19 protein-coding genes and 2 pseudogenes are annotated in these 24,715 nt (G+C 64.1%); 12 read left to right on the top strand and 9 right to left on the bottom strand.

Features of this window, described 5'->3' with window-relative positions:
- Positions 1 to 67 precede the first annotated feature (67 nt).
- Positions 68 to 1,240 (top strand): M20 aminoacylase family protein, encoded by a 1,173-nt coding sequence (locus SE91_RS09870; RefSeq protein ID WP_061847472.1) that lies wholly within the window; start codon positions 68 to 70, stop codon positions 1,238 to 1,240.
- A gap of 106 nt (positions 1,241 to 1,346) precedes the next feature.
- Here SE91_RS09870 and SE91_RS09865 read toward each other — a convergent pair whose 3' ends face one another.
- Positions 1,347 to 3,200, bottom strand: coding sequence for an ATP-binding protein (locus SE91_RS09865; RefSeq protein ID WP_061847470.1), 1,854 nt, complete (start codon positions 3,198 to 3,200; stop codon positions 1,347 to 1,349).
- 202 nt (positions 3,201 to 3,402) lie between these two features.
- Here SE91_RS09865 and SE91_RS37560 point away from each other — a divergent pair, with 202 nt between their 5' ends.
- Together SE91_RS37560 and SE91_RS09860 are read left to right on the top strand one after the other, a co-directional pair.
- Positions 3,403 to 3,792, top strand: coding sequence for a twin-arginine translocation signal domain-containing protein (locus SE91_RS37560; RefSeq protein ID WP_245318417.1), 390 nt, complete (start codon positions 3,403 to 3,405; stop codon positions 3,790 to 3,792).
- 18 nt (positions 3,793 to 3,810) lie between these two features.
- On the top strand, positions 3,811 to 4,830 hold the full coding sequence (locus SE91_RS09860; protein ID WP_245318415.1) for an ABC transporter substrate-binding protein: 1,020 nt from the start codon (positions 3,811 to 3,813) through the stop codon (positions 4,828 to 4,830).
- Positions 4,831 to 5,022: 192 nt separating this feature from the next.
- Here the strand turns inward: SE91_RS09860 and SE91_RS09855 are convergent.
- The 4 genes and pseudogenes from SE91_RS09855 to SE91_RS09840 form a co-directional block, all read right to left on the bottom strand.
- Positions 5,023 to 6,778: pseudogene (locus SE91_RS09855) on the bottom strand (caspase family protein).
- A gap of 23 nt (positions 6,779 to 6,801) precedes the next feature.
- A pseudogene (locus SE91_RS09850) lies at positions 6,802 to 8,648 on the bottom strand (caspase family protein).
- 48 nt (positions 8,649 to 8,696) lie between these two features.
- On the bottom strand, positions 8,697 to 10,517 hold the full coding sequence (locus SE91_RS09845) for a caspase family protein (protein ID WP_061847468.1): 1,821 nt from the start codon (positions 10,515 to 10,517) through the stop codon (positions 8,697 to 8,699).
- A gap of 203 nt (positions 10,518 to 10,720) precedes the next feature.
- Entirely contained in the window at positions 10,721 to 12,628 is a 1,908-nt protein-coding gene (locus SE91_RS09840) for an acyl-CoA synthetase (RefSeq protein WP_061847467.1), read from the bottom strand.
- Positions 12,629 to 12,854: 226 nt separating this feature from the next.
- On the opposite strand from SE91_RS09840, the gene SE91_RS09835 reads away from it, so the two are divergent.
- Together SE91_RS09835 and SE91_RS09830 are read left to right on the top strand one after the other, a co-directional pair.
- Positions 12,855 to 13,934 carry a SecDF P1 head subdomain-containing protein gene (locus tag SE91_RS09835; protein WP_061847464.1) on the top strand — a complete coding sequence of 360 codons (1,080 nt, stop codon included), beginning with the start codon at positions 12,855 to 12,857 and terminating at the stop codon, positions 13,932 to 13,934.
- A gap of 251 nt (positions 13,935 to 14,185) precedes the next feature.
- On the top strand, positions 14,186 to 14,992 hold the full coding sequence (locus tag SE91_RS09830) for a Crp/Fnr family transcriptional regulator (RefSeq protein ID WP_060736509.1): 807 nt from the start codon (positions 14,186 to 14,188) through the stop codon (positions 14,990 to 14,992).
- 17 nt (positions 14,993 to 15,009) lie between these two features.
- On the opposite strand, the gene SE91_RS09825 is transcribed toward SE91_RS09830, so the two are convergent.
- On the bottom strand, positions 15,010 to 15,651 hold the full coding sequence (locus SE91_RS09825) for a glutathione S-transferase family protein (RefSeq protein WP_061847462.1): 642 nt from the start codon (positions 15,649 to 15,651) through the stop codon (positions 15,010 to 15,012).
- Positions 15,652 to 15,836: 185 nt separating this feature from the next.
- Here SE91_RS09825 and murI point away from each other — a divergent pair, with 185 nt between their 5' ends.
- The 5 genes from murI (at position 15,837) to rpsD (ending at position 19,711) form a co-directional block, all read left to right on the top strand.
- On the top strand, positions 15,837 to 16,634 hold the full coding sequence (gene murI / locus SE91_RS09820; protein WP_061847460.1) for a glutamate racemase: 798 nt from the start codon (positions 15,837 to 15,839) through the stop codon (positions 16,632 to 16,634).
- Between the two features lie 161 nt (positions 16,635 to 16,795).
- On the top strand, positions 16,796 to 17,569 hold the full coding sequence (locus SE91_RS09815) for an HpcH/HpaI aldolase family protein (protein ID WP_061847458.1): 774 nt from the start codon (positions 16,796 to 16,798) through the stop codon (positions 17,567 to 17,569).
- A gap of 67 nt (positions 17,570 to 17,636) precedes the next feature.
- The gene (locus tag SE91_RS09810; RefSeq protein ID WP_060736511.1) at positions 17,637 to 18,020 is read left to right on the top strand and encodes a cupin domain-containing protein; all 384 of its coding nucleotides are present in this window, start codon (positions 17,637 to 17,639) and stop codon (positions 18,018 to 18,020) included.
- Between the two features lie 105 nt (positions 18,021 to 18,125).
- Positions 18,126 to 18,893: a hypothetical protein gene (locus tag SE91_RS09805; protein ID WP_061847456.1), complete on the top strand. Its 768-nt coding sequence runs from the start codon at positions 18,126 to 18,128 to the stop codon at positions 18,891 to 18,893.
- Positions 18,894 to 19,093: 200 nt separating this feature from the next.
- Positions 19,094 to 19,711: a 30S ribosomal protein S4 gene (rpsD, locus tag SE91_RS09800; protein WP_008564227.1), complete on the top strand. Its 618-nt coding sequence runs from the start codon at positions 19,094 to 19,096 to the stop codon at positions 19,709 to 19,711.
- A gap of 165 nt (positions 19,712 to 19,876) precedes the next feature.
- Here rpsD and SE91_RS38240 read toward each other — a convergent pair whose 3' ends face one another.
- On the bottom strand, positions 19,877 to 20,044 hold the full coding sequence (locus SE91_RS38240; protein ID WP_156489553.1) for a hypothetical protein: 168 nt from the start codon (positions 20,042 to 20,044) through the stop codon (positions 19,877 to 19,879).
- Between the two features lie 473 nt (positions 20,045 to 20,517).
- Here SE91_RS38240 and SE91_RS09790 point away from each other — a divergent pair, with 473 nt between their 5' ends.
- Positions 20,518 to 20,958, top strand: a complete 441-nt coding sequence (locus SE91_RS09790) for a type II toxin-antitoxin system RelE/ParE family toxin (RefSeq protein ID WP_245318413.1) — start codon at positions 20,518 to 20,520, stop codon at positions 20,956 to 20,958.
- Positions 20,959 to 20,973: 15 nt separating this feature from the next.
- Positions 20,974 to 22,041, top strand: coding sequence for a threonine aldolase family protein (locus SE91_RS09785; RefSeq protein ID WP_060737805.1), 1,068 nt, complete (start codon positions 20,974 to 20,976; stop codon positions 22,039 to 22,041).
- Between the two features lie 104 nt (positions 22,042 to 22,145).
- Here SE91_RS09785 and SE91_RS09780 read toward each other — a convergent pair whose 3' ends face one another.
- On the bottom strand, positions 22,146 to 23,405 hold the full coding sequence (locus SE91_RS09780; RefSeq protein WP_061847454.1) for a serine hydrolase domain-containing protein: 1,260 nt from the start codon (positions 23,403 to 23,405) through the stop codon (positions 22,146 to 22,148).
- Between the two features lies 1 nt (position 23,406).
- Positions 23,407 to 24,693, bottom strand: coding sequence for a serine hydrolase domain-containing protein (locus tag SE91_RS09775; RefSeq protein ID WP_061847452.1), 1,287 nt, complete (start codon positions 24,691 to 24,693; stop codon positions 23,407 to 23,409).
- Positions 24,694 to 24,715: the final 22 nt, after the last annotated feature.

The following is a 24,715-nucleotide window of genomic DNA, read 5'->3' as shown; positions in this document are numbered from 1 at the left end:
CTTCCGTCCCAGCGTCGCGGCGGGTTACGCTACGCTAACCCGCCCTACGAAGAAAAACGGAGCCATCATGCCCATCGTCAACCGCGTTGCCGCCCTCTCCGACGAAATGGCCGCCTGGCGCCATGACTTCCACGAGAATCCCGAGCTGCAATACGACGTCCACCGCACCGCCGGCATCGTCGCGGAGAAGCTGCGCGCGTTCGGCTGCGACGAGGTGGTGACGGGCATCGGCCGCACCGGCGTCGTCGGCTTGATCCGCGGCCGCAAGTCGGCCTCCGGCAAGACCATTGGCCTCCGCGCCGACATGGACGCACTGCCGATCATGGAAACCTCGGGCGTGCCCTACGCCTCGAAAGTCCCCGGCAAGATGCATGCCTGCGGCCACGACGGTCACACCGCGATGCTGCTCGGGGCCGCAAAGTACCTGACCGAGACGCGCAATTTCGACGGCAACGCGGTCGTGATCTTCCAGCCCGCCGAGGAAGGCGGCGGCGGCGGCAAGGCCATGGTCGAGGACGGGCTGATGACGCGCTGGAATATCCAGGAGGTCTACGGCATGCACAACATGCCGAACCTGCCGGAAGGCCATTTCGCCACCACGCCGGGCCCCATGCTCGCCTCCTCCGACAACATCCAGATCACGGTCCACGGCAAGGGCGGCCATGCCGGCGCCGGCCCGCACAAATCGGTCGACAGCGTCCTGATCGGCTCCCAGATCGTCAATGCGCTGCAATCGATCGTGGCGCGCAACGTCGACCCGCTGAAGTCGGCGGTCATCTCGATCACGCAATTCCATTCAGGCACGGCCTTCAATATCATCCCCGAGATCGCCGAGCTCGCCGGCACAGTGCGCACGCTCGATCCTGAAGTGCGCGATCTCGTCGAGCGCCGCATCGGCGAAGTCGCCGACAGCATCGCCCGTGCCTATGGGGGCTCGGCCGAAACGAAATACACACGGATGTATCCGGTGACGATGAACCATGCCCGCGAAGCAGGTCTTGCCGCCGATGTCGCCCGCGACATCGTCGGCACTGATCGCGTCAACGACAAGTTCATCCCGATGATGGGTGCCGAGGACTTCTCTTTCATGCTCGAGGCGCGCCCCGGCGCGATGATCCTGGTCGGCATGGGCGACGGTAACGACTGCCATCACCCGGCCTACGTCTTCAACGATAACATCCTGGGCCACGGCGCCTCGTTCTGGGCCCGTCTGGTCGAGACGCGAATGCCGGCGGGGTAGAGCTGCATTCGCCGCACTTGTAGCCCGGGTCAGCAGAGGCCCCCGGGGACAGCCCTCGCGTTGCAGCAAGTCAGGATGTCGCTGCGCCTATCCGGCTACATGTCCATCATCGTGCAGCCGAGCGCAGGCCCGTCTCCGTATCCGCCTCCAGCAGACCGGAGGCCGTCTCGTCTGACGCGAGAGGCAGGGTGAACTGAAAGACGGAGCCGCGCGGCTCGTTTGCCCCCGCCCACATCTTCCCGCCATGCGCCTCGATGATCGAACGGCAGATGGCGAGGCCCATCCCCATGCCCGTCGGCTTGGTGGTGTAGAAGGCTTCGAACATGCACTCCACGTTCTTCTGATCCAAGCCCGGACCGGAATCCCGCAAGGTGACATGCACGTGGTTCGATGCGTCCCTGCCAGTGCTGATCAGCAATTCGCGCGCCCCCTCGTCGACCGAGGCCATCGCCTCGACCGCGTTGACAATCAGGTTGAGCATCACCTGCTGAAGTTGAACCCGATCAGCCTGAATAGGCGGCAAGCCCTCGGCAAGTTGCGTTCGCACCGAGACGCGGTTCTTCAACGCTTCACTACGGGTCAGCGCGAGGACCTCGAGCACCGCCTCGTTGATCTCGATATGCTCCTTTTGCGGGGGCGCTTTCCTGATGAGTGCCCGGATGCGGCCGATGATGTCGCCGGCCCGCATGCCGTCGCCGGCGATCAAGTCGAGCGTCTGTCGAACCCGCGCCAGATTGGGCGGTTGCGCGCCCAGCCAGTTCACCCCGGCCTCGGCACTCGCCACGATGGCCGCGATCGGCTGGTTGACTTCATGGGCAATCGAGGCCGTGAGTTGCCCCATCGTGGTCACCCGATTGGCGTGCGCGAGCTCCAACAGTGCTTCACGGTAGCGCCGCTCGTGCTCGCGAGCTTCGCCCTCCGCCCGCTCGAGGGCCGTCAGGTCAAGGACGAAGCCCACCCCTTGATCCCCGCCTTCCCTGAGCATGGTCCCGCCGATCAGCACGGGCACACGACTGCCGTCCTTCCGCACGTACTCCTTCTCGAATGGCTGGACCGTCCCGCCCCGCTTCAGCTCCGCCACGGTTTGCCGGTCGCGCTCGCGCCATTCCGGCGGCGTGAGGTCGGTCCGATGCACGCGGCCTGAGACGAGATCCTCCCTGTCGTACCCCACGACACGCAGGAACGCATCATTGGCCTCGAGAATGCGCCCCTCGACTTCCCAGATGATGATGCCGATGATGTTGGCATCGAACAGGCGCCGGATCTTGATATCGCGCGCTGCAAGATCACTCTGGAGCTGGATGTTCTCCTCGGTGGCCTGTCTGCGCCGTTTCGCTTCCAGCCGCGCGAGCGCCAGCGCAGCTCCAGCCAGCGCGACGACGAGGACGACCGCGCCGGCGATCAGCCAGGCCCAGCGTTCCTCGAATGCTTCGGCGCGCGCCTCTCGGTCAGCGAGCCGAAAGCGCTCGTGATCCACCATCTGGTCGATTTGCGAACGGATCTCATCCATGCTGCGAATCATCGCCAACGCCGCCAGCCCCGAGGTGCCGGCCGTCTTCACCATCTCGTCGATCTCACGCAGCTTCGCCGAAACGGTCAGTGCCAGATGTTGCGCGCGCAGAGTCTGCAACGGGTCGTCCACGACTAGCCCCTGAAGCGCCTGCGCCTCTCGCCGCACACCTTCGTCTGAGACGCCGTAGGCCTTGAGATAGGTCGGGTCGAGGGTCATCAGATACCCGCGCCGTTGGGCCTCCAGTTCCGCGATGATGGCCCGCAGCCGATCGAGGGTTTCGAGAACCTGGCGGCTGTGCCCGACCACTTGATGAGTCGACTGCCGCTGTTGCCAATACTGCAGGCCGAGAATTGCGGTCGCGGCAAACAGCGTCATCAACGTCACGACCGCCAGAACCAGCGGACGAGCAAGCCGTCGCAAACGCAGAGCCCGAACAGGGACGGACATTGGCCGTGGGGTCTTCGATGCTCGTGTGGACCGCGTGTTCTGACGCCGATGCCAGAGCACGATAGGACAATAGCATGGATAGGGAGGTCGGGAACCCGACATTCACCGGACCGCGCCAGAGCCAGAGCCGCGATGTCGCAGGGGAGCAGCCTCGCGGGCGTGCTATGGATGCATGCCCTTGGTTCATTCAAGGAGCATCAACATGGCTCAGGTTGGAAGCTCATCGGGCCATCCCAATCCGGCGAGCCGGCGCAGTTTCATCAAGATGCTGGGGGCGGCCGGCGCGGTCGTGCCCGCTCTGACTGCGCTGCCGCGCGGGAGTTTTGCCCAGGATCTCTCTGCGGCTTTCGCCAACGCGTCGATCGACTGGAAACAGTTTGCGGGGCAGACGATCACGCTCGCAGGTGCGATCCATCCCTGGTCGAACGCGATCACTCCACTCCTGCCGGGGTTCACCAGTCTCACCGGCATCACAGTCGATGCCGATTTCCAGTTGGAGACGACGTACATGGGCGCCCTGCCGATCAGGCTCGCCCGCGGCAGCACTACGCCCGACGTCTTCATGTTCACTACTTATGGTCAAGGCATCTAGGCAGGATGGCTCGAGCCGTTGAACAACTACTATCTCAACAGATCGCTGACCGATATCGCATGGTATGACGAGGACGACCTGCTCAAGACGGCCCGGGCATTCCCGCTGTGGTCGGATGGAGAACGCTACGCCATCCCGATCACCTCAGAGGCGATGACCCTTTTCATCAACAAGCATGCGCTGGCAGCCGGCAACCTGCCAGTTCCCCGGACATTCGACGAGTTGCTTGCGACGGCCAGGGCAGTCAAGACCAGCGAGGTGTCGGGCATCGCCATGCGGGCCCAGGCGAGCTTCAATTCCTGCCCACCAGCCTTGGGCTTCGTGTTCTCGTACGGCGGAGCCATGGTCAAGGACAACAAGGCCGCTTTTGACAGCTCGGATGCGATTGCGGCCGTCGAGATGTATGGACAGCTGCTGAACCAGGCCGGACCTTTCGGCGCCGGCAGCTATGAATGGTACCACGTGCTCGATGACTTCCTGCAAGGCAGGACGGCAATAGCAATCGACAGCAGCAACTTCGCGACCGACATCTCCAATCCGGCGAAGAGCCGCGTGGCCAGCCACGCCGGCTATGCAGCTTTCCCGCGTCTGGCGGGGCGCGCCCCCGTTCCCTTCATGTCGCACTGGCAGGCCTGCATCAATTCCAAATCACGAAACAAGCGGGCTGCTTTCCTGTTCCTGCTCTGGGCAACGAGCAGGCCGACTTCGCTACGGACAGCCGCAGCGGGGCTGGCCACGACACGCGTGTCGGCATGGTCCAGCGAAGGCTTCAAGACGGCGTTCGGCTCGGAGGCCGCCACGGCGGCACTGACCAACCTGCAAAATGCAGATGTCGACCGCGCCAAGGCAATTCTCTTCCACCCGCAATCGAAACTGATCCTCGACGCCTTCATGATTGGGGTCAACGAGGTAGTCAGCGGGGGCGAAATCCGCAAAGGATGCGATGACGCGCGCGGCCGCGCAGGCCAATGCGGCGATCCGCGGGTAGCGGCGAGGCATGGTCCGGCCGGTAGCGCTGGAGCCAGACTATTGGCCTGATCCACCTCTTTGATTTCCACGGAGACACGTGGCCTTCGGCAGGGACCACAGCATTCTTCTTGCTGATTCCGTCGACCAGCGCGTTCGCAATAGCCGCGCATGTTGTCGTAGGACTGCGTCTAGTGAAGGCAAGGACGTGGATTGGCTCAGCCGGCCCACTTGATGAGCCACGCGTTCCTTACGGAAACGCGGTCAATTGCATATCTCTCTTTGCCCCACACCTCCGGGATGGCTTTCGAGGCGACATCCCTTGCCGACCGGCCGGCAGCCGCCGCTCGATGTACAGATAATCTGTCCGGAGGCTTGCGGCTTGGCCGGCCCCGTCTCGGCACTCTTCCGATCCCGATCCCCGGTTTGAGGACTTTGGCGCGCGACGGGTTTCCGCTCGATCTTCTCGCACTCATTGTCGTCGCCGAGACGATAGCCGGCGCGGCAAGTGATCTTCACGCACTGATCGCCGTCTGCCTTGAAGCCGAAATTGCAGATCAGCGGGCAGACCCGTCCAGGCTTCGCCTTGAGCGCATCGAGCGCATCGACGCTGGCAAGCTTCGCGTCGAACCTGGTGCCGGCGTATCTGTTGAACAGCGAGAGCGACCGTTGCGCCGTCTCGCTCCAATCCCCATTAGCCTCGCCCTTCAAGCAGCCGACGCGGCGCAGCTCGAGCTGAACCAATCTCGGCACGTCAGCGGGCGGCGGGGCACTCGGCGGCAGCGACAGCGCTGCGACCTTCTTGCTCTCGGCTTCAATGGCCAGCCTGTCCGCCGCCTGCTTCGCCACAGCTTCAGCCGCCGCCTTCTCGATCGCCTGCTTCTCCGCAAGCACCTTGGTTGCTGCCGCCTCGGCCGCCTTGCGCTCGCGTTCGGCCGCTTCCGCCCTCGCCTGTTCGATCTGCTTCTGCTTCTCCGCGGCGATCCGCGCATCCTCGGCGGCTTTGGCCGCGGCCGCTGCCTTTTCCAGCTCCGCCTTCTGGGCACGTTCGGCGGCGAGCTTCACCTTTTCCTGCTCGGCCAGCCGCGCCTTCTCGGTCGCCGCCATGCGCTCTTCCTCGGCCGCAATCTTCTTGAGCTGCACGCGGGCGAGGTTGGCGTAGAAGCCGTCCGGATAGGTCTGCAGGAAAGCTTCCCAGGCCTCGCGCAGGCCCGCCTGAAGCGCGAGCTCATAGTCCCTGCGCACGCTGTCCTGCGGATTGGCCTGCGGCCCTGGGACGGCGGCCGGCTTCGCCGGCACCAGCGACACGTCGTCGCCGCCGAGCGAGCCGTACACAAAGGGCTCCTGCCTGTTCCCAGTGCTCTTCAAGACGTCGTCCCGCACGAAGCCGAACGCCTTGCGCAAATCCAGCCCGGGCTTCGGCAGGTGCTCGGCCAGCGCCGTGGCGAAGGGGCTGTTGCGGGAATCGCCGTCGGACGCCGTCGATCCCGCCTTGGCCGCGAACGCGATCATCGTGTTCGGGCTGGTCGGCTCGACCTTGGCCAGACCTCGTCCGATCGCGCGCGAGGCCACCATGCGCTTCGAAGGGATTGTCGCGGCAGGCGTCGAGGATGACGAGACGCAGCCGCTTCGCCGGTTCGACGGCGAACAGCGCACGCTCGAGTGCAACCGTCTCGTCGAGGACGTCGCCGTCGGTCTCCAGCATCGCATCGGTCGGGATGAGGTAGTTGTTGCCATCCAGCTCGATGCCGTGGCCGGCATAGTAGATGACCGCCATGTCGGCATCGCGGACCTTGCCGGCAAACTCACGCAACGTCCGCCGCATCTCGGAGGCGTTCAGGTCTGTCTTGACGTCGACCGCATCGAAGCCGGCCTTCTTGAACATGTCGCCGATCAGGGCGGCATCGTTCACGGGATTGGTGAGCCGCAGCGTGTTCTTGTAGTCGGAATTTCCGATCACGAGCGCGACGCGCTTCTGCGCGAGCGCCGGGCTGCAAACGAGCAGGCTCGCAAAGATCATGAAGGCAATGTGCCGATACACACTCAATTACAGACCTCGGTGGTGACGCTGACACCGTTATTGAGCTTCGTCGTTCCGAGACGGCATCCCTTTGCGACCGACCGGCATCCCGCGGCACCGCAGACCATCTGTCCCGAAGCTTGCGGTGCCGACGGGGCAGCCTCACTCTGCTTTCGATCGGTGTCACGCCTCCGCGACTCCTCGCGCGTCGCCACGGGCTTCTTCTCCGGGATCTTCTCGCATTCGTTGTCGTCGCCGACACGATAGCCGGTGCGGCAGGTGATCTTCACGCATTGATCACCGTCGGCCTTGAAGCCGAAGTTGCACACCAGCGGGCAGACCCGTCCCGGCTTCGCCTTCAGCGCGTCGAGGGCATCGACGCTGACGAGCTTCACGTCGAACTGCGTGCCGGCATATTTGTTGAACAGAGTCAGCGAGCGCTGCGCGGCCGAACTCCATTCGCTCTCCGCAGACGCCGTCAGGCACCCGACGCGGCGCAATTCGCTTTGTACCGATTTGGAAAGCTCGGCCGTCGACAATGTGGATGTCGGCCCCGGCGAGAGCGCGGCCACTTTCTGGTGCTCAACTTCGGGCAGCTGCCGGTCGGCGGCTGGCTTTGCCGCCTGCTCCGCTTTCTCTGCGGCCTGCTTGGCAGCGAGCTCGGCCTTAACCTTCTCCGCCGCCTGCTTCTCGGCCAAGGCCTTCGCTGCGGCCGCCTCGGCGATCTTGCGCTGCTGCTCGGCCGCTTCCGCTCTCGCCTGCTCGATCTGTTTCTGCTTCTCCGCGGCGATCCGCGCCTCTTCAGCGGCCTTCGCCGCCGCGGCCGCCTTCTCCTGCTCGGCCTTCTGGGCGCGCTCGGCAATTAGCCTTGCCTTTTCGTGCTCGGCCGCCTTGGCCTTCTGTTCGGCTGAGGCACGCGTCTCCTCAGCGGCGATCTTGTTCAACTGGCCCTTGGCGAGATTGGCATAGAAGCCCTCGGGATATTGTGCCAGGAACGCTTCCCAGCCGTCCCGCGTACCGAGCTGGAGTGCAAGTTCATAATCTCGCCGGAGCTCGGACTGCGGGTTGGCTTGCGGACCGGTCGCAACGGGCTTGGCGGGAACGAGCGGCACGTCATCGCCGCCCAGCGAGCCATACACGAAGGGCTCCTGCTTGTTGCCCGTGCTCTTCAGCACGTCGTCGCGCACGAAGCCGAACGCCTTGCGCAGATCGAGCCCCGGTTTTGGCAGATGGTCACTCAATGCCACCGCAAACGGGCTGTTCCGCGAGTCGCCGCCATCCGACGCCGTCGAGCCGGCCTTGGCCGCGAACGCGATCATCGTGTTCGGAGTGGTCGGCTCGACCTTGGCAAGCCCGCGTCCGATCGCGGCGAAGCCACCGTGCGCTTCATCGTCTTGGCGAAGGGATTGTCGCGGCAGGCATCAAGGATGACCAGCCGAAGCTGCTTGGCAGGTTCGATGCTCACCAGCACGCGATCGATCGGCAACGCCTCGTCGTAGACGTCAGTATCGGTCTCCAGCGCGGCGTCGGTCGGGATCAGATAGTTGGTACCGTCGACCTCCATGCCGTGGCCGGCGTAGTAGATGACCGCGACATCGGCATCCCGCGTCCTGGTGCCGAATTCGCGCAGCGCCTTGCGCATTTCGGGGGCGCTCAGGTCCTGCCGAACATCGACCGCATCGAAGCCGGCCTTCTTCAGCGTGCCGCCGATCAAGCCCGCATCGTTCGCCGGATTTGCTAGCTTCGGCACGCTCTTGTAGGCCGAATTTCCGATGACGAGCGCGACGCGCTTCTGGGCCTGCGCCGACGCGCAAGTCACGAAAGCTGCGACAATCAAAACGCAGAAAGATCGAACAATATTCACGCACATTGGCTGTGGGCCTTGATGCACTGCATGGAAACCATCGGTCAGGAACGGCTAGTTGCACACCTCGTAAGAGCCTCCGGTGGCGGTGTTCGAGCTAACCCTGCCAGGGATGACCCCGCTGACGAGCCGACATCCTTTTTGCACCGGGCGGCAGCCGGTCGAACTGCAAATGATCTGCCCACTCGCCTCGGGCTTGGGCGGCGCCGCTTCGGTTGCCCTCCGGTCAGCATCGCGTCTCCGCGACTCCTCGCGCGTCGCAACCGGCTTCTTCTCCGGAATCTTCTCGCATTCGTTGTCGTCGCCGACGCGATAGCCTGAACGGCAGGTGATCTTCACGCATTGATCGCCGTCGGCCTTGAAGCCGAAATTGCACACTAGCGGGCAGACGCGTCCGGGCTTTGCTTTCAACGCATCGAGTGCATCCAAGCTGGCGAGCTTTACGTCGAACTTGGTGCCGGCATATTTGTTGAACAGCGTCAGCGAGCGCTGCGCGGTCGAACTCCACTCGCTCTCAGCAGACGAGCTCAAGCAACCGACGCGGCGCAATTCACTCTGTACGGATTTGGAAAGCTCGGCCGCCGACAAGGTGGATGTGGACCCGGGCGAGAGCGCAGCCACTTTCTGGTTCTCGACTTCGGGCAGCTGCCGATCGGCGGCCGGCTTTGCAGCGGCCTGCTCCGCCTTCTCCGCCGCCTGCTTTGCAGCGAGCTCGGCCTTGGCCTTCTCCGCCGCCTGTTTCTCAGCCAGTGCCTTCGCTGCGGCCGCCTCGGCGATCTTGCGCTGCTGCTCGGCCGCTTCAGCTCTCGCCTGCTCGATCTGTTTCTGCTTCTCCGCGGCGATCCGAGCGTCCTCGGCGGCCTTGGCCGCCGCGGACGCCTTCTCCTGCTCGGCCTTCTGGGCGCGCTCGGCAATCAGCCTCGCCTTTTCGTGCTCGGCCGCCTTGGCCTTTTGTTCGGCCGCAGCGCGCGTCTCTTCGGCAGCGATCTTGTTCAACTGCCCTTTGGCGAGGTTGGCGTAGAAGCCATCAGGATATTGCGCCAGGAACGCTTCCCAGCCGTCGCGCGTGGCGAGCTGGAGCGCGAGTTCGTAGTCCCTGCGAACGGCGTCCTGTGGGTTCGCCTGCGGACCGGTCGCAGCCGGCTTGACGGCGACCAGGGGCACGTCGTCGCCGCCGAGCGAGCCATAGACATAGGGCTCCTGCTTGTAACCGGTCGTCTTCAACACGTCATCGCGCACGAAGCCGAAGGCCTTGCGCAGGTCGAGACCGGGCTTCGGCAGATGCTCGACCAGGGCGGCAGCGAACGGGCTGTTTCGGGCATCGCCGTCGGACGCGGTCGATCCGGCTTTTGCCGCGAAGGCGATCATGGTGTTGGGGCTGGTCGGCTCGACCTTGGCGAGGCCCCGTCCGATCGCGCGCGAAGCCAGCGTACGCTTCATCGTCTTCGCGAACGGATTGTCGCGGCACGCATCCAGGATGATCAGGCGCAGCTGCTTGGCCGGCTCGACCGCGAACAATGCCCGCTCAACCGGAATGGTCTCGTCGAGAACGTCGCCGTCGGTCTCCAGCGTCGCATCGGTCGGGATGAGATAGTTGTTGCCGTCGAGCTCGATGCCGTGACCGGCGTGATAGATCACCGCCATCTCCGCATCACGCGACCTGCCGGCGAATTCGCGCAGCATGCGCCGCATCTCGCTGGCGCTGAGATCCAGCCTCACATCCACGGAATCGAAGCCGGCCTTCTTGAACATGCCGCCGACCAGGGTGGCATCGTTGACGGGATTGTTCAGCTTCGGCGCGCTCTTGTAGGCAGAATTGCCGATCACGAGCGCCACCCGCCGGTCGGCATGCGCCGGACCGCAGACAAGACCCATCGTCAATATCAACAATGCAAATAGCCGAAACGGAATCACTTGCGTCCCCCCGGATGCAATTTCCTGAGACTATTCGCTAGCGTCGCCGATTGCTAATTCTTCCTATGTGATACCTGTCACATAACCCGATCTAACGGGGGTAAGGATAATGCGGCGAAGCGTCACCCGCTTTCCCAGCTGACGCCCGCCGTCTGTCGAGGCCCCTACGCCTGCACCACTTCGTGGCGCATCACGAAGGGTGCAAGCAACGCGTGCACCTCGCCCGCAACCACTTCGCGCTGATCCGGCGGCAGCCCGGCGAGCGTCACGGTTGCGATCGATCCGTGGCTGCCATGGGCTCCGACCTTGACCTTGCAATCGATGCCGCGTTCGACCAGCGGCGCCAGCACCTTGGTGAACACGCGCTCCGCCGCGTCCCAGCGCAGCTGTGGCTTGAACACCTTGCCGACACCCGTCACCGGCATCGGATTGATCGGAATGACCTGCACCGGAACGGCGGCGCGCTCTGGCGTGCGCTCGCGCACCCAGGCTTCGAGCTCGCCCGGCTCGACGGTCGCGCCCGACTTCAATTGCACATACCCCACCGGCAATTCGCCGGCATAGGCGTCGGGCTGGCCAACCACCGCCGCGAAGCCGACCGCGGGATGTCCGAACATGATCTCCTCGATCGGCGCCGGATCGATGTTGTGGCCGCCGCGGATCACGAGATCCTTGGCGCGGCCGGTGATCCAAAGATAGCCGTCGGCGTCGAGCCGGCCGAGATCGCCGGAATTGACCCAGACCTCGTCGACGAAAGCACCCTTGTTGTGCTCGTCGTTGAGATAGCCGCCGAACACGCCGGGCCCGGCCATGATGACGACGCCGATCTCGTCAGGCGCGCAGTCGCGGATGAGGCGGCCATCGGCATCGAGCTGCACGACGCGCACGCGCGCATACGGCATGGGAAGGCCGACCGAGCCGAGCCGGATCGGCCGGGACGGATAGGCCAGCGTGTGCACGCTCGACGTCTCCGTCATGCCGTAGACCTCGACCACCGGCAGCTTCAGCTTGTCCTGGATCGCCGATCCGACGGCGACGGGAATTGCCGAGCCGCCGCCGGCCGCATATTTCAGGCTGGAGATGTCGGCATCGCCCGGCGGCACCGCGAGCGTGGCGGCAAGCACCGTCGGCACGCTCGACAGCGCCTCGGGCCTGAAGCGCTCGACGAGCTGCCAAATGTTCTTCACCGCGTTCGTATTGCGCCAGCCGCTCGGCGACAGCACGACCAGCGAGCCGCCGCTCGACAGCGTCAGCAGCACCTGCGTCAACGATCCGCCGACGTGAAACAGCGGCATACCGAACAGCAGATTAGAGCCCGGCTTCGCCTTCAGCAGCAGATTGAGCGCCCAGGCCTGATAGACTTGGTTGGTATGGGTGTGCCGCACCAGCTTCGGCGTGCCTGTGGTGCCGCCGGTGTGGAAATAGGCGGCGATGTCACTGCCGAGAATCTTGCGTTCGCTGATGAGCCGGTCCGAGGGCTGCTGTTTGATCAGGTCGCCGAATGCAAAGATGCCTTTCGACGGATCACCGCCGCCGAACACCTGCACGATCGCCTTGAGGTGCTTCAGTTGCGGCCTGATCTGCTCGACTTTCTGCCAGATGTCAGTGCCGGGCATCGGCCCGAGCGCCACCAGGATCTTGGTGTTCGCAGCCTCCAGGATCTCCGCGATCTGGTGCGGCTCGAGCAGCGGATTGACCGGGTTGGCGATGCCGGCGGCCTCCGCGCCGAACAGCGTCACGAAGGCATCGGGCACCAGCGGCAGCATGAAGCTGATGACGTCGCCCTTCTCCGCGCCGAGCGCGTGAAACATGTTGGCGGCCTGCGTGACGCGCGCGATGAAATCGCGGTACGTGACCACGACCGGCGTGTCGGCGGGATCGGCGTTTTGCAGGAACTGGATTGCCGCGCCATCCGGATCGCGCGCGGCGCCCAGCCTGATCGCGTCATAGGTGCTCTCGGCGGCAATGCGGTCGGCATAAGAAACCTGCTCGAAGGCGCGCACCTCCGCGTCCGTCGAGAGATCCGGATAGTCGTTGCCGATGAGCCGATCGAGCGCGTGGATACCCGCCATGGAATTCCGTCCTCCCTCAGATGCATGTCCTCGCACCGTCTTTTTGGCGTTTTGGTACGGCGAGGCCTCGACCGATGGTCGGCCGAGCGCGGACCGAATGATGGATGATTTGGCGTTCGTCCATTGCCTGGCGCCTGCGCCGGTTGAACCTGCGCGGCCGGTCGGGGGACCAAGAACTGGCACTGATTTCGCGCGCCAGCGCCCTGCCGCAAGACCTGAGGTCATCATGACAACGCCCCCGCGGAACCGCATCACACGGCTGATCGCCGGGTTCGCCATCGCATCCGCAATTGCGCTGCCCTCCGCGACATTCGCCGCGGACAGCCAGCTCGACAAGATGCGCGCCAAGGTCGCGGCATTGATCACCGACAAGATGGAGAAGCTGGGCGGATCGCGCATCGTCTACAAGGTGGACAGCGACGCCCTGCGGGAGGCGATCGTCACCGACCTGCGGGACGATGTCTACAAGACCCTGCGCGAGGGCCGGATCGCCTTCTCCGGCCTTGCGATCCGCGACGGCGGCGTCGACGTCAAGATCGCGGATGCGAAGGGCCGCGATCTCCTCACGCGCAAGCTCGCCTCGGCGGCGGAGGGATTGCCCACGCACGCGCTCGCCGTGACCGACGCCGGCGACGGGCTGATCAGGCTCGCGCCGACCGATGCCGCATCCGCCGCACGGCTGCGCGATCTCGTCGAGGATTCCATCGCCATGATCGAGCAGCGCCTCAAGGACGCCGGCGTCACGCCGGCCAGCGTCCAGGGCGAAGGACCGGACCGCATCCGCATCTTCATACCGGGCATGATGGAGCCCGAGCGCATCACCGCGATCTTCGCCAAGAAGGTCAAGATCAGCTTCCGCCTAATCGATGTCACGATGTCGGCGGAGCAGGCGCAATCCGGCACGCCTCCGGCAGGCACCGAAATCATGCTCGGCTTCAAGGACAAGCTTCCCTATCTGGTCAAGGCCAGCGTGCTCGACGGCAACGACATCAGCTATGCGGGACCAGGATTTGCTGGCGAAACGAAGGAGCCGATCGCCTCGTTCCGCTTCAATGGCCGCGGTGCGCGGCGCTTCGCCCACCTCACCGCAGAAAACGTCGGAATGCCCTTTGCCATCGCGCTCGACGACAAGGTGATCTCCGCCCCCGTGATCCGCGAGCCCATCACCGGCGGCTCCGGCCAGATTTCCGGCAACTTCACCCTGGAAGAGGCCAACAGCGTTGCCATGTTGCTGCGCGCCGGCTCGCTGCCCGGACGTCTGGGTCTCGTCGAGCGGCAGGTCATGCAACCCGCCAGCAAGCCGTAAGGCGAAGACCGTCCGACGTCCCTGCCTGGGGCATCCGGATTCCCCCCGCAACGCCGAAGCCCGCCCGAATCACGGCCGCGCTGCAGCCAGACGCGCCAGCAAGGGCAATTGCCGAAACGCCCGATCAGGCTAAAATTTGCCTCTTGCGGCATGGCGGCCGAAGGCTTCATTTCAGACGGCCGTCATTCGATTTCGGCTATACGTGTCGAGCATACCGACCAGGACTGAAGACCTTACGCGGGGTTAGTACCATGCCGTCCGGCAGCGCAGACATTTCCTCGATCCTCGACCGCATTCTAGATGCGGCGACGGACAACCTCAGGATCGCGAAGATCCTGGTCCAGATGGGTCTCGATCCCAACAACGTCACCTACGATGCGATCTTCAACCGGCTGCTGGAGATCTTCATCCACAACATCACCTTCGCCAATCTGTTCGCTGCGGTCGGCGCCGGCTTCTTCGTCGCCACCCTCTTGATGCGGACGATGGTGCCTCTGCGCGTCGCCAACATGGTCGGCTGTGCGTTCTTCGCCGTTTTCGGCGCGCTCACCGCCAACGTCGCGACGTTCCTGCTCTATCTGCTGCTGCTTCCAATCAACGCCCTGCGTTTGCGGCAGATGCTCAAGCTGGTCAAGAAGGCTCGCCATGCAACTGAAGGCGACATGTCGATCGAATGGCTCAAGCCCTTCATGACCGAGCGCAAATATCGCCGCGGCGACACGCTGTTCAAGCTGCGCGACCCCGCGAAGGAGATGTTCCTCACGGTCACCGGCAAGTTCCTGGTGAAGGAGATCAACGTCGAGATCGGGCCCGGAGCGCTGATGGGCGAACTCGGCTTCCTCACGCCGGACAACCGGCGCACGGGAACGGTCGAATGCATCGAAGACGGCCAGGTGCTGACGATCACCTATGACCGGCTGCTCGAGATCTACTTCCAGGATCCGCAATTCGGCTACTACTTCCTGGTGCTGACCAGCCAGCGCCTGCTGCAGAACATCGACCGCCTGCAGAAGCAGCTGGCCAGCGAGCGAGCGGCAACCACGAACAGGATCGCGTGACCTCAGCTCAGCTCAGCTCAGCTCAGCAACAGCGCCATGCCCGGATCGCTCTTCTCCATCGCGCGCCGATAGGCCGGACGGTCGCCGATGCGGCCGAGATATCTGATCACGTTCGGACAGCGCTGGAGATCATAGGGCTGGAAGTAGCGCATTGTGGTGAGCGAAAAGACGGTCATGATGTCGGCGGTGGTAAAGGCGCTGCCCGCCAGATATTCGGCTTCGCGAAGCCTCGCATCGAGAAGGTCGTGAGCACGATCGAGGCGTCCCTTCATGGCGACCAGGGTCGGATTGTCCTGGGCGAGATCGAGCCGGTTCAGGATCATCATCCGACCCATGCCGGGTTGCAGCGTGCCGTTGGCGAAATGAAGCCAATACAGGAACTGGGCGAAGGCCGGATCATCGGGTCCGGGCACCAGTCGACCGGCGCCGAACTTCGCAACGATGTAGTCGACGATGGCGCCAGATTCCGCAAGCACCAGCTCACCGTCGGTGATGACGGGTGCCGTGCCGGCCGGATGTAGCGCCTTGTACTCGGCCGGTGCCAGCATGGTCCTGGCATCGCGCGTGTAGCGCTTCAGCTCATAGGGTATGCCGAGCTCTTCGCAGAGCCAGATGATACGCTCGGACTGTGACTTGCCGAGGTGATGGACAGTGAGCATGAGGCCTCCTGCAAGCGTAAACTGGACGATTGTGACGCCGCATCATCTTTCGTGATTGCCGGCCTCCCCGGACTTTTGCGGATCGTGTCAGAGCATTCAAGCCTCTCCAAACCGGCCCTCAAGCGGCCCCGCCGCAAAATCGCCCTAAAAACCGAATGGTAACCATGGCGGGCTAGGGTATTAACGTGACCAATTCTCCGACGATCCTTGTATTCGATTCCGGTCTTGGCGGGCTCACGGTGCTCCGTGAGGTCGTGGCCGCACGCCCGGACGCGCATTACGTCTACGTCGCCGACGATGCTTTCTTCCCCTACGGCCACCACAGCGAGGACGAGATCATCGCCCGTGTGGTGCCGTTGATGGGAGAGCTGATCGGCACGCATGACCCTGATATCGTCGTCATCGCCTGCAACACGGCATCCACCCTGGTGCTGTCGCACCTGCGGGCTGCTTATTCCCTGCCCTTCGTCGGTACGGTGCCGGCAATCAAGCCGGCCTGCGCGCAGTCGAAGAGCCGCCGCGTCTCGGTGCTCGGCACCAAGGGCACGGTGAAGCGGGAATACACCAAGGCCTTGATCCGCGACTTCGCGCAGGGCTGCGAGGTGACGCTGGTCGGCTCGCCCGAGCTTGCCTCGCTGGCTGAAGCCGAGCTCAGCGGGCGGGCGATCAGCGACGAGGCCATCCTCGCCGAACTCGCTCCCTGCTTCGTCGGCGAGGCCACGAACGCAGCATCGCGCACCGACACGGTGGTGCTCGCCTGCACGCATTATCCGCTGCTGCTCGACCGGATGAAGAAGCTCGCGCCCTGGCCGGTCAACTGGATCGACCCCGCACCGGCGATCGCCCGCCGCGTCTCGGACCTGCTCGGCCCGCGGATCGACGGCATCGCGCTGGACCGCGCCGAGATGATCTTCACCTCGAACCGTGTGCATGGCCTCAACGCCACGCTGACGCCGTTCTTCGGCGGGCGCGCAGTGGCCTGAGCTTGCGGCCCGGCGGCGCGCTGCTGTAGCGTTTTTGAGCGAAGTGGACACCGGCTGCGCGAAGAAAACGCGTCGAACAAGAATCTAGAGCTTCGGTTCTGATTCAATCAGAACCGATAATGCTCTAGGCTCGCTGTCGTCATCTCTGCGCAGGTCATCACATGTCGGTCCCCGCAAAGCCGCTCAACCGCCTCCGCCAATTGTGGAGCGAAGGACGGCCCGCCTTCGGCGCGATCGCGACCATTCCGAGCGTGCAGATGGTGCAGATCATGGCGCGCTCGCTGGACTGGATCATCGTCGATCTCGAACATGGGCCGATCGGATTGACCGAAGCCCATGCGATGATCGCCGCGACCACGGGCACGCCGTGCACGCCCCTGGTGCGGATCGCCGCGAACGAGCCGTGGCTTGCCAAAGCGCCGATGGACATCGGCGCGTTCGGCATCAACTTCCCGATGATCACAAGCCGCGCCGACGCCGAGAAGGCCGTGCGCAGCGTCCGCTACCCGCCGCGCGGCGATCGTCTCTGGGGTCCTTTCCATGCGCCATTCCGCTGGGGTCAGTCGATGCCGGATTACATGGCGAACGCCGATGACGAGATGATCTGCATGGTCACGATCGAGCACATCGACGCCGTCAATCGCATCGACGAGATCATGGCCACGCCCGGCATCGACGTCGCGGTGATCGGTCCGGGCGACCTCGCCACCTCCATCAACAAGCGCGGCCGGATGGACGATCCGGAATTGCTGGAGCTGGTCGCCCGCGCGGAGGCCGGCATCCTCAGAAGCGGCGTGCCGATCGGCGGCGTCGCCCGCACCGCCGACCAGGCCAACGCCCTGATCGACCGGGGTTATCGCGCCATCGCGCTCGGCTTCGACTGGTCGCTGTTCCAGCGCGGCATCATGACGGCGTTCGACGGGATCAAGCGCTGAACGGGTCGAGCACGGCCTTGCCGGGAACCGCGACGCTGCTAGGGTCGGCGGCTCCAGGGAGGAAACAATGCTCAAAAAGACCTTGCTCGCTCTTGCCTTCGCCGGCCTTGCCGCTGCCGCCTTCGCCCAGCAGCCCGGCATCAAGCGTACCCCGCTCCAGAAAGTCGAGTTTCCGGATGGCTACAACACCATCACAGCCATCGCGGAAGTCCCGGCAGGCGGCGCCGCCGGACGCCATACCCATCCGGGCATCGAGACCGGCTACGTGCTCGAAGGCGAGCTGACGCTGCTCATCGATGGGCAGCCAGAGAAAACCCTGAAAGCAGGTGATTCCTATCAGATCCCGGCAGGCGTCGTGCACGATGCCAAGGCTCACGGCGATAAGTCTATGAAAGTGCTCGGGGTTTACGTGGTCGACAAAACCAAGCCGTTGGCCTCGCCGGCGCCCTGATGCGGCGAACCGACCGGCCCCAAGCGGGTTGGTTCGTGCTAGAGCGAGCGGGCGGGCCCCGCTCGCTGCCTATATTTTGATCTTTGATCCGGAACCGAAAGACCAATGCGCGGGACGCCCAAGACCATTTCGCTGCGGCGCCGTCTGATTTGCGACCTCATGCATGCCTCGATGGGCGTGCCTTTCGTCTCGCTATCCCGCTCACTCGACATCCGCCCCGTCCTGGAGGCCCGCGCCGGCGCAACCACACCCGCCGGCTGGGCGGCGATGTTCGTCAAGGCCTTTGCCCTCGTGGCCAGGGACGAGCCGGTCCTGCGTACCGTGTACGCCAAATGGCCTTGGCCAGCCCTCTATGAGCTGCCCAAGAGCGTGGCGCTGGTGGCGATCGCCCGGGTCGACGATGGCGAGGAATGCGTCATCCCACAGCGTATCGCCGCCCCCGACGCGATGGCGCTGGCGGCGGTCGACGCCGAGATCCGGCGCGCCAAGACGGCACCGGTCGAGGATGTTCCCATGTTCCGCAAGATCATGCGGGCGACCCGGCTCCCGCTGCCTTTGCGGCGGCTGTCCTGGGCAGTGGGGCTGAATTTCGGCCGCCAGCGCGGCAATTGGTTCGGTAGCTTTGCCGTCAGCTCGGTCGCCGCCTATGGCGGGGGCGAGCTCCATCCCATCACGCCGGGGCCCTTCGTCGTCAGCTATGGGACGGTCGAGGCGGACCAGACCATCCATGTCGTGATCCGCTGGGATCATCGCGTCACCGACGCAGCCCCGATCGCGAGGGTCCTGACCCGCCTGGAACAGGTCCTGAACACTGAAATCGCTGGCGAATTGCGGACGGCTGAACCAAAGCCGATCCGGGCGGTCAGGACCTGATTCCAGGGTCATTCGCATTGACAGCGAACCCTAAACTCCCCTAAAAGCCGCCTGCTCGCGGGCCGATTTCGGCCCCGCGAAGCGTTTCGCGACCCGTGGTCCACTCCCTTAAGCTTTGGGGATCGGACCTGTCGGTGCCGGGATCATCCCGTCACACAGGAGGGCGCGTTTCCTCAAACCATGCAACCGAAGAGGACGCGATGACTAAGCGCAGTGAGGCGAAGTACAAGATCGATCGCCGTATGGGCCAGAACATCTGGGGCCGCCCGAAGAGCCCCGTGAATCGCCGCGAGTACGGCCCCGGCCAGCATGGCCAGCGCCGCAAGGGCAAGCTCTCCGACTTCGGCGTGCAGCTGCGCGCCAAGCAGAAGCTGAAGGGCTATTACGCCAACATCAGCGAGCGCCAGTTCCACGGGATCTATGTGGAAGCCAGCCGCCTCAAGGGTGACACCGGCGAGAACCTGATCGGCCTCTTGGAGCGTCGTCTCGACGCGGTCGTGTACCGCGCCAAGTTCGTCTCCACGATCTTCGCCGCCCGCCAGTTCATCAATCACGGCCACGTCAAGGTGAACGGCCGCAAGGTCAACATCTCGAGCTACCAGCTCAAGGTCGGCGACGTGATCGAGGTCAAGGAAGCCTCCAAGCAGCTCGCTCACGTGCTCGAAGCCAGCCAGCTCCCCGAGCGCGACGTTCCCGACTATCTCGAAGTCGACCACGGCAAGATGACCGCGAAGTACACCCGCATCCCCGGCCTCTCCGACGTGCCGTTCCCGGTGCAGATGGAGCCGCATCTGGTGGTCGAATTCTATTCGCGCTGATAGGCTCGACAGATCGACATTCAAAGGCCCCGGTTTCCGGGGCCTTTTTGTTTGGGGCGGCCATTCTCAACTCTCAGCCCATCCGTGTTATGCTTGCGTGTAACGGAGTTGACCATGACGCGTCTTCTGGAAGAGGCCTTTCGAAAGGTTTCCGACCTGCCAGATTCAGAGCAGGATGAGTTGGCGCGAGCCCTGCTTGAACTCGCCGGGGTCGATCAGCCTCCGATCTAGCTGACGGCGGCAGAAGAGGCGGATCTCGCCGAGGCGGAAGCTGAAATCGCCCGCGGTGAGCTGGCCACCGTCGACGAAGTCCGCGCGATGTGGGCCAAGCACGGGCTGTGAAGGTCCGTTACACGAAACGGGCGCTCGCCCAGATCGACGAAGTCCTGACCTATATCGAGGCGCGCTCCCCCAGGGAGAGCAGGCCACGTGCGCGACCGCATTGTCGCGCTCATCGCGCTCCTAAAGGATCATCCCTATGCAGGCCGGCAGACCACGCGGGCGTACGTCCGCCGCTTGCCGGTCAACCCCCTATCCATATCCGATCGATTATCGTGTGACCGAGACAGAAATCGTTGTCATGCGGTTTCGTCACGGCGCCAGGCGTCCGCCTGGAACTCGCTGACTGCGAACGAGTGACACCGCCCGGTGGGGCTGCTGCTCCAGTTCGCAACAACAAGTGGGGGAGTCATCGTTCAAAGCCCGGTTTCCGGGGCGCTTCTGCTGTGGTAGCCTGCTCTTAATGTCCCAGACGACCGACCAGCTCGCCAACATCACCCCATCGGCCACGCCCAGCGAGGCGGAGCTTGAGGCATGGGCCAAGCTGCCCCGCGACGAGCAAGTTCGCCGATACCAAGCTCTGTTCGCTCAGCCCGATTGCAACAATTTCACCTCGGACTCGCCGGACGACATTCTCGCTGCCGCGCGTCAACGCGTCGCTCAACGCCGCCATGGCTGAGTACCGGTTGTCGGAGCGTACCCGCGCCGATCTGATCGACATCTACGACTTCACCGAGAGCCGGTTCGGAAAATACCAGGCAGAAGCCTATTACGCAGGCTTGGTCCGCTCCTTCGGGCTGCTCGCCGACTTTCCCCTGATCGGCCAGCAAGTGGATGAGCTCGCGGCGGGCTATCGACGTTTCCGCTTCCAATCCCATCTGATTTTCTACACGGTGCAACCCGACCACGTTGAAATTCGCGCCATTCTTCATGGCGCGCAAGACATCAGACCGCAGCTATTCGACTAGAGAATGAGATAGGCCATGCTCTACACCCCTCCCCCTATCGATCCAAAGGCGCCGCCAGTGCGCATCAATCTGCTGTCGGATACGCAGACGAGACCGACAGCTGCGATGCGCGAGGCGATGGCGCGGGCGGAGGTCGGTGACGAGCAGGTCGGCGACGATCCGACCGTCAATGCGCTGTGCGAGCGCGTGGCCGATCTGCTCGGCAAGGAAGCGGCGGTCTACATGCCCTCGGGCACGATGTGCAATGTCACTGCGACCCTGGTGCATTGCCGCCCCGGCGACGAGATCCTTGCGCATGAGACTGCGCACATCATCGCCCGCGAAGGCGGTGCGCATGCCGCGATCGGCGGTTTCCAGGTGACCCAGCTCAAGGGCGAGGGCGGCCAGTTCACGCCGGAGACGTTCCGCAAGGCACTCCATCCGCGCACGCGCTACCAGCCGCCGCAGACCGTCGTCAGCGTCGAGCAGACCGCCAATATCGGCGGCGGCACGATCTGGAAGAAGGCGGCACTCGACGAGATCGTCGCGATCGCCAAGCAACACGGTCTCATCACCCATATGGACGGCGCGCGACTGCTCAATGCCACGGTGGCAAGCGGCATCTCGCCGCGCGACATGACCGCAGGATGGGATTCGGCCTGGATCGACTTCTCCAAGGGACTGGGCGCGCCGATCGGCGGCGTGCTGGCGGGCTCGCGCAGCTTCATCGACGCGGTGTGGCAGTGGAAGCAGCGGCTCGGCGGCTCGATGCGGCAGGCCGGCATCTGTGCGGCAGCCTGCATCTACGCGCTCGACCATCATGTCGAGCGCCTTGCCGACGACCACGCCAATGCGCGCGCCCTCGCCCGCGGGCTGTCGCAGATATCAGGCATCGAGGTGCAGGAGCCCGAGACCAATCTCGTATTCTTCAGGCCCGACGGCGCCGGCATTCCCGGCGACAAGATGGTCGCAGCGCTGCGCCAGCGCGGCGTCACGCTCGCGATGATGGACGGCCGCATCCGCGCCTGCACCCATCTCGACGTCGATGCGGGCCAGATCGAGGAAACGATCGGATATGTTCGCGAGATCGTGCGCGCGGCGTGATGCCGTAGCCCGGGTGAGCGCAGCGACACCCGGGACTTCCGCGCCGAGAGGTCCCGGATATCGCTTCGCTCATCCGGGCTACGATTGCAGCGAAACGTCCGCGCTCACCGCCCCATCGCCCGGTAGATCAGCGTCTTCAGCTCAAGCTGGATCCGGCCGCGCTGCGAGGGGGTCTGCACCATGAAGATCCCGAACAGATCGTCTTCGGGATCGATGAAGAAGAACGTGCCGCCGACGCCGTCCCAGCGATACTCGCCAAGCGGCCATGACGTGCCCGCTGGCACCGAGGTGCGCACCGCAAAGCCGAGGCCGAAGCCGGAATTGGTGCCGGGATAAAAACTTTGGTCGCGCGCGATTTTCGTCTCCGGTCCGACGTGATCGGACGCCATCAGCGCGATGGTCTCAGGCTTGAGATAGCGTCGCCCCTCATAGCTGCCGCCGTTCAGCAGCATCTGCGCGAAACGGGCGTAGTCACCGATCGTGCCGACCATACCGCCACCGCCCGACTCCCATTTCAGCGGCCGCCTGATCTCACGCATCGGTGTGGTCGGGTTGATGTTGCGATCCGCGGGCATCGGCTCGGCGATGCGCGGAAACTTGGCGGGATCGGCGACGAAGAACGCCGTCTCGGTCATGCCCAGCGGGTCGAGCAGCCGCTCCTTCTCGAACTGGAGCAGCGTCTTTCCCGAGGCGACCTCGACGACGCGGCCGAGCACATCGGTCGAAAAGCCGTAATCCCAGACAGTACCCGGCTGCTCGGCCAGCGGCAGCGTCGCGATTTTCGCAACGAAGTCGGCATTGCCGAGATGGCTTTGGAAAAGATTGGCCTCGGCATAGAGCTCGCGCACCAGGCCGCCGCCACGATAGCCGTAAGGCAGCCCCGAGGTGTGGCGCAGCAGATCCTTGATGGTGACCGGACGCGCGAGCGGCTCGAGCGCCAGCGTGACCTTGCCGTCCTCGCCCTTCCTCTCGACGCCGACCTTCATCTGGGCGAAAGCCGGAATGTATTTCGAGACGGGATCATCGAGCGAGAGCTTGCGCTCCTCGACCAGCATCATCGCCATGACTGATGTGATCGGCTTCGACATCGAATAGAGGCGGAAGATCGTGTCCGCGCTCATCGAAAGCTGGGTCGCGACGTCGCGGACGCCGAAATTCTCGTAATAGACCGGCTTGCCGTGCTGCTGGAGCAGCAAGATGGCGCCGGGAATCCTGCCGGTGGCGACCTCGTTTCGGATGTAATCGGTAATCTTCGCCAGGCCTTCGGCTGAGAATTTGCGCGTAGCGCTCTCCGAGCTCGCACGCGCACCGACCATGCCGAACAGAAGAACGAGCGCCGCGATCAGCGCGCGGCGCCCGAACATTTCACTTCTCCATGGCTTCATAGACGAGTTGCTTCAATGTCCGCTGCACGCGCTGGCGCTCGGTCGGGGTCTGCTCCAGGAGGACGAAGAACATGTCCTGCTTGGGATCGATGACGAAATAGCAGCCGGAGGCGCCGTCCCACTTCAATTCGCCGAGATTGCCGGGCGGCGGCGGTTTTGCGTTGCCGGGATCGGTTCGCACGGCGAGCCCGAGACCGAAGCCGAACCCGTCGCCGGGGAAGTAGAAATAGTCACGATCGACGCCGGAGCCCGGTCCGACCTGGTCGGTCGTCATCAGCTTGAAGGTCGCCGGCTTGAGGATGGTCTTGCCGTCGAGGCTGCCGCCATTGAGCAGCATCTGCGCGAAGCGCTCATAGTCGGCCATGGTCGTGACCATGCCACCGCTGGCGAACTGGATCTTCTTTGCGACGGTGGGATCGTTGATCCGGCCGACCCGGAAATCACTGTCGTTCGGCACCGGCTGCGCCAGCAGCTTCTGCTTCTCGGGGGCCGTGACGAAGAAGCCGGTATCGACCATGCCCAAGGGATCGAGCAGCTTCTCCCGCATGATGTCGATGAGCGGCTTGCCGGCCGCGACCTCCATCACGCGCGCGAGCACGTCGGTGGAATGACCGTATTGCCAGAGCGCGCCCGGCTGGTTGTGCAGCGGCAGTTTTGCGATGCGCTCGGCGAACTCGGCGAGATCATAATCGCCGGCATAGATATTGGCTTCGCGATAGGCCTTGCGCACCAGGCTATCGCCATAGAAACCATAGGTGATGCCCGAAGTATGGCGCATCAGATCGAGGACGGTCATCGGCCGGTTCGGCGGCACCAGCTCGAGCGACTTGCTGCCGTCCTCGGCCTTCTTCTCGACGCCAACCTTCACATTGGCGAAGGACGGGATGTATTTCGAGACGGGATCATCGAGCTTGATCTTGCCGTCCTCGACCAATTGCATCGCGACCACCGAGGTGATCGCCTTGGTCATCGAGAACAGGCGGAAGATGGTCTTGTCGGTAATCGGCGCCTTGCTGACCACGTCCTGCACGCCGAAGGCCTCGTGATACACCGCCTTGCCGTGCTGCTTGATCAGCACCGTGGCGCCGGCGATCTTGCCGGTCGCGACCTCGTTCTTGAAGAACTCGCTGATCTTGGCGAGCTTGTCCTGATTGAAATGCGCGCCGGCCGGAATCTCGTAGGTGCCCTCCGCCCGCGCGAACGACACCACGCCAAGCGATACCAGCGCGCCGCAGACCAGCGCACGCAGTCCAGAATGTGAAATCATATCCCCTCCCCGGAACATGGTC

The sequence above is a fragment of the Bradyrhizobium sp. DOA1 genome (assembly GCF_001593325.1).
GTDB lineage: Bacteria > Pseudomonadota > Alphaproteobacteria > Rhizobiales > Xanthobacteraceae > Bradyrhizobium.
The sequence above is the reverse complement of the archived record's forward strand: the minus strand, read 5'-3'. Positions and strand labels throughout refer to the sequence as shown.

Excerpts from the sequence above, each read along its gene's own strand:
- SE91_RS09805 (WP_061847456.1), top strand. The coding sequence starts at position 18,126 with ATGCGCGGGACGCCCAAGACCATTTCGCTGCGGCGCCGTCTGATTTGC.
- SE91_RS09775 (WP_061847452.1), bottom strand. The coding sequence starts at position 24,693 with ATGATTTCACATTCTGGACTGCGTGCGCTGGTCTGCGGCGCGCTGGTA.
- SE91_RS09810 (WP_060736511.1), top strand. The coding sequence starts at position 17,637 with ATGCTCAAAAAGACCTTGCTCGCTCTTGCCTTCGCCGGCCTTGCCGCT.
- SE91_RS09825 (WP_061847462.1), bottom strand. The coding sequence starts at position 15,651 with ATGCTCACTGTCCATCACCTCGGCAAGTCACAGTCCGAGCGTATCATC.
- SE91_RS09845 (WP_061847468.1), bottom strand. The coding sequence starts at position 10,517 with ATGGGTCTTGTCTGCGGTCCGGCGCATGCCGACCGGCGGGTGGCGCTC.
- rpsD (WP_008564227.1), top strand. The coding sequence starts at position 19,094 with ATGACTAAGCGCAGTGAGGCGAAGTACAAGATCGATCGCCGTATGGGC.
- SE91_RS09785 (WP_060737805.1), top strand. The coding sequence starts at position 20,974 with ATGCTCTACACCCCTCCCCCTATCGATCCAAAGGCGCCGCCAGTGCGC.
- SE91_RS09835 (WP_061847464.1), top strand. The coding sequence starts at position 12,855 with ATGACAACGCCCCCGCGGAACCGCATCACACGGCTGATCGCCGGGTTC.
- SE91_RS37560 (WP_245318417.1), top strand. The coding sequence starts at position 3,403 with ATGGCTCAGGTTGGAAGCTCATCGGGCCATCCCAATCCGGCGAGCCGG.
- SE91_RS09870 (WP_061847472.1), top strand. The coding sequence starts at position 68 with ATGCCCATCGTCAACCGCGTTGCCGCCCTCTCCGACGAAATGGCCGCC.
- SE91_RS09840 (WP_061847467.1), bottom strand. The coding sequence starts at position 12,628 with ATGGCGGGTATCCACGCGCTCGATCGGCTCATCGGCAACGACTATCCG.
- SE91_RS09815 (WP_061847458.1), top strand. The coding sequence starts at position 16,796 with ATGTCGGTCCCCGCAAAGCCGCTCAACCGCCTCCGCCAATTGTGGAGC.
- SE91_RS09830 (WP_060736509.1), top strand. The coding sequence starts at position 14,186 with ATGCCGTCCGGCAGCGCAGACATTTCCTCGATCCTCGACCGCATTCTA.
- SE91_RS09780 (WP_061847454.1), bottom strand. The coding sequence starts at position 23,405 with ATGTTCGGGCGCCGCGCGCTGATCGCGGCGCTCGTTCTTCTGTTCGGC.
- SE91_RS09865 (WP_061847470.1), bottom strand. The coding sequence starts at position 3,200 with ATGTCCGTCCCTGTTCGGGCTCTGCGTTTGCGACGGCTTGCTCGTCCG.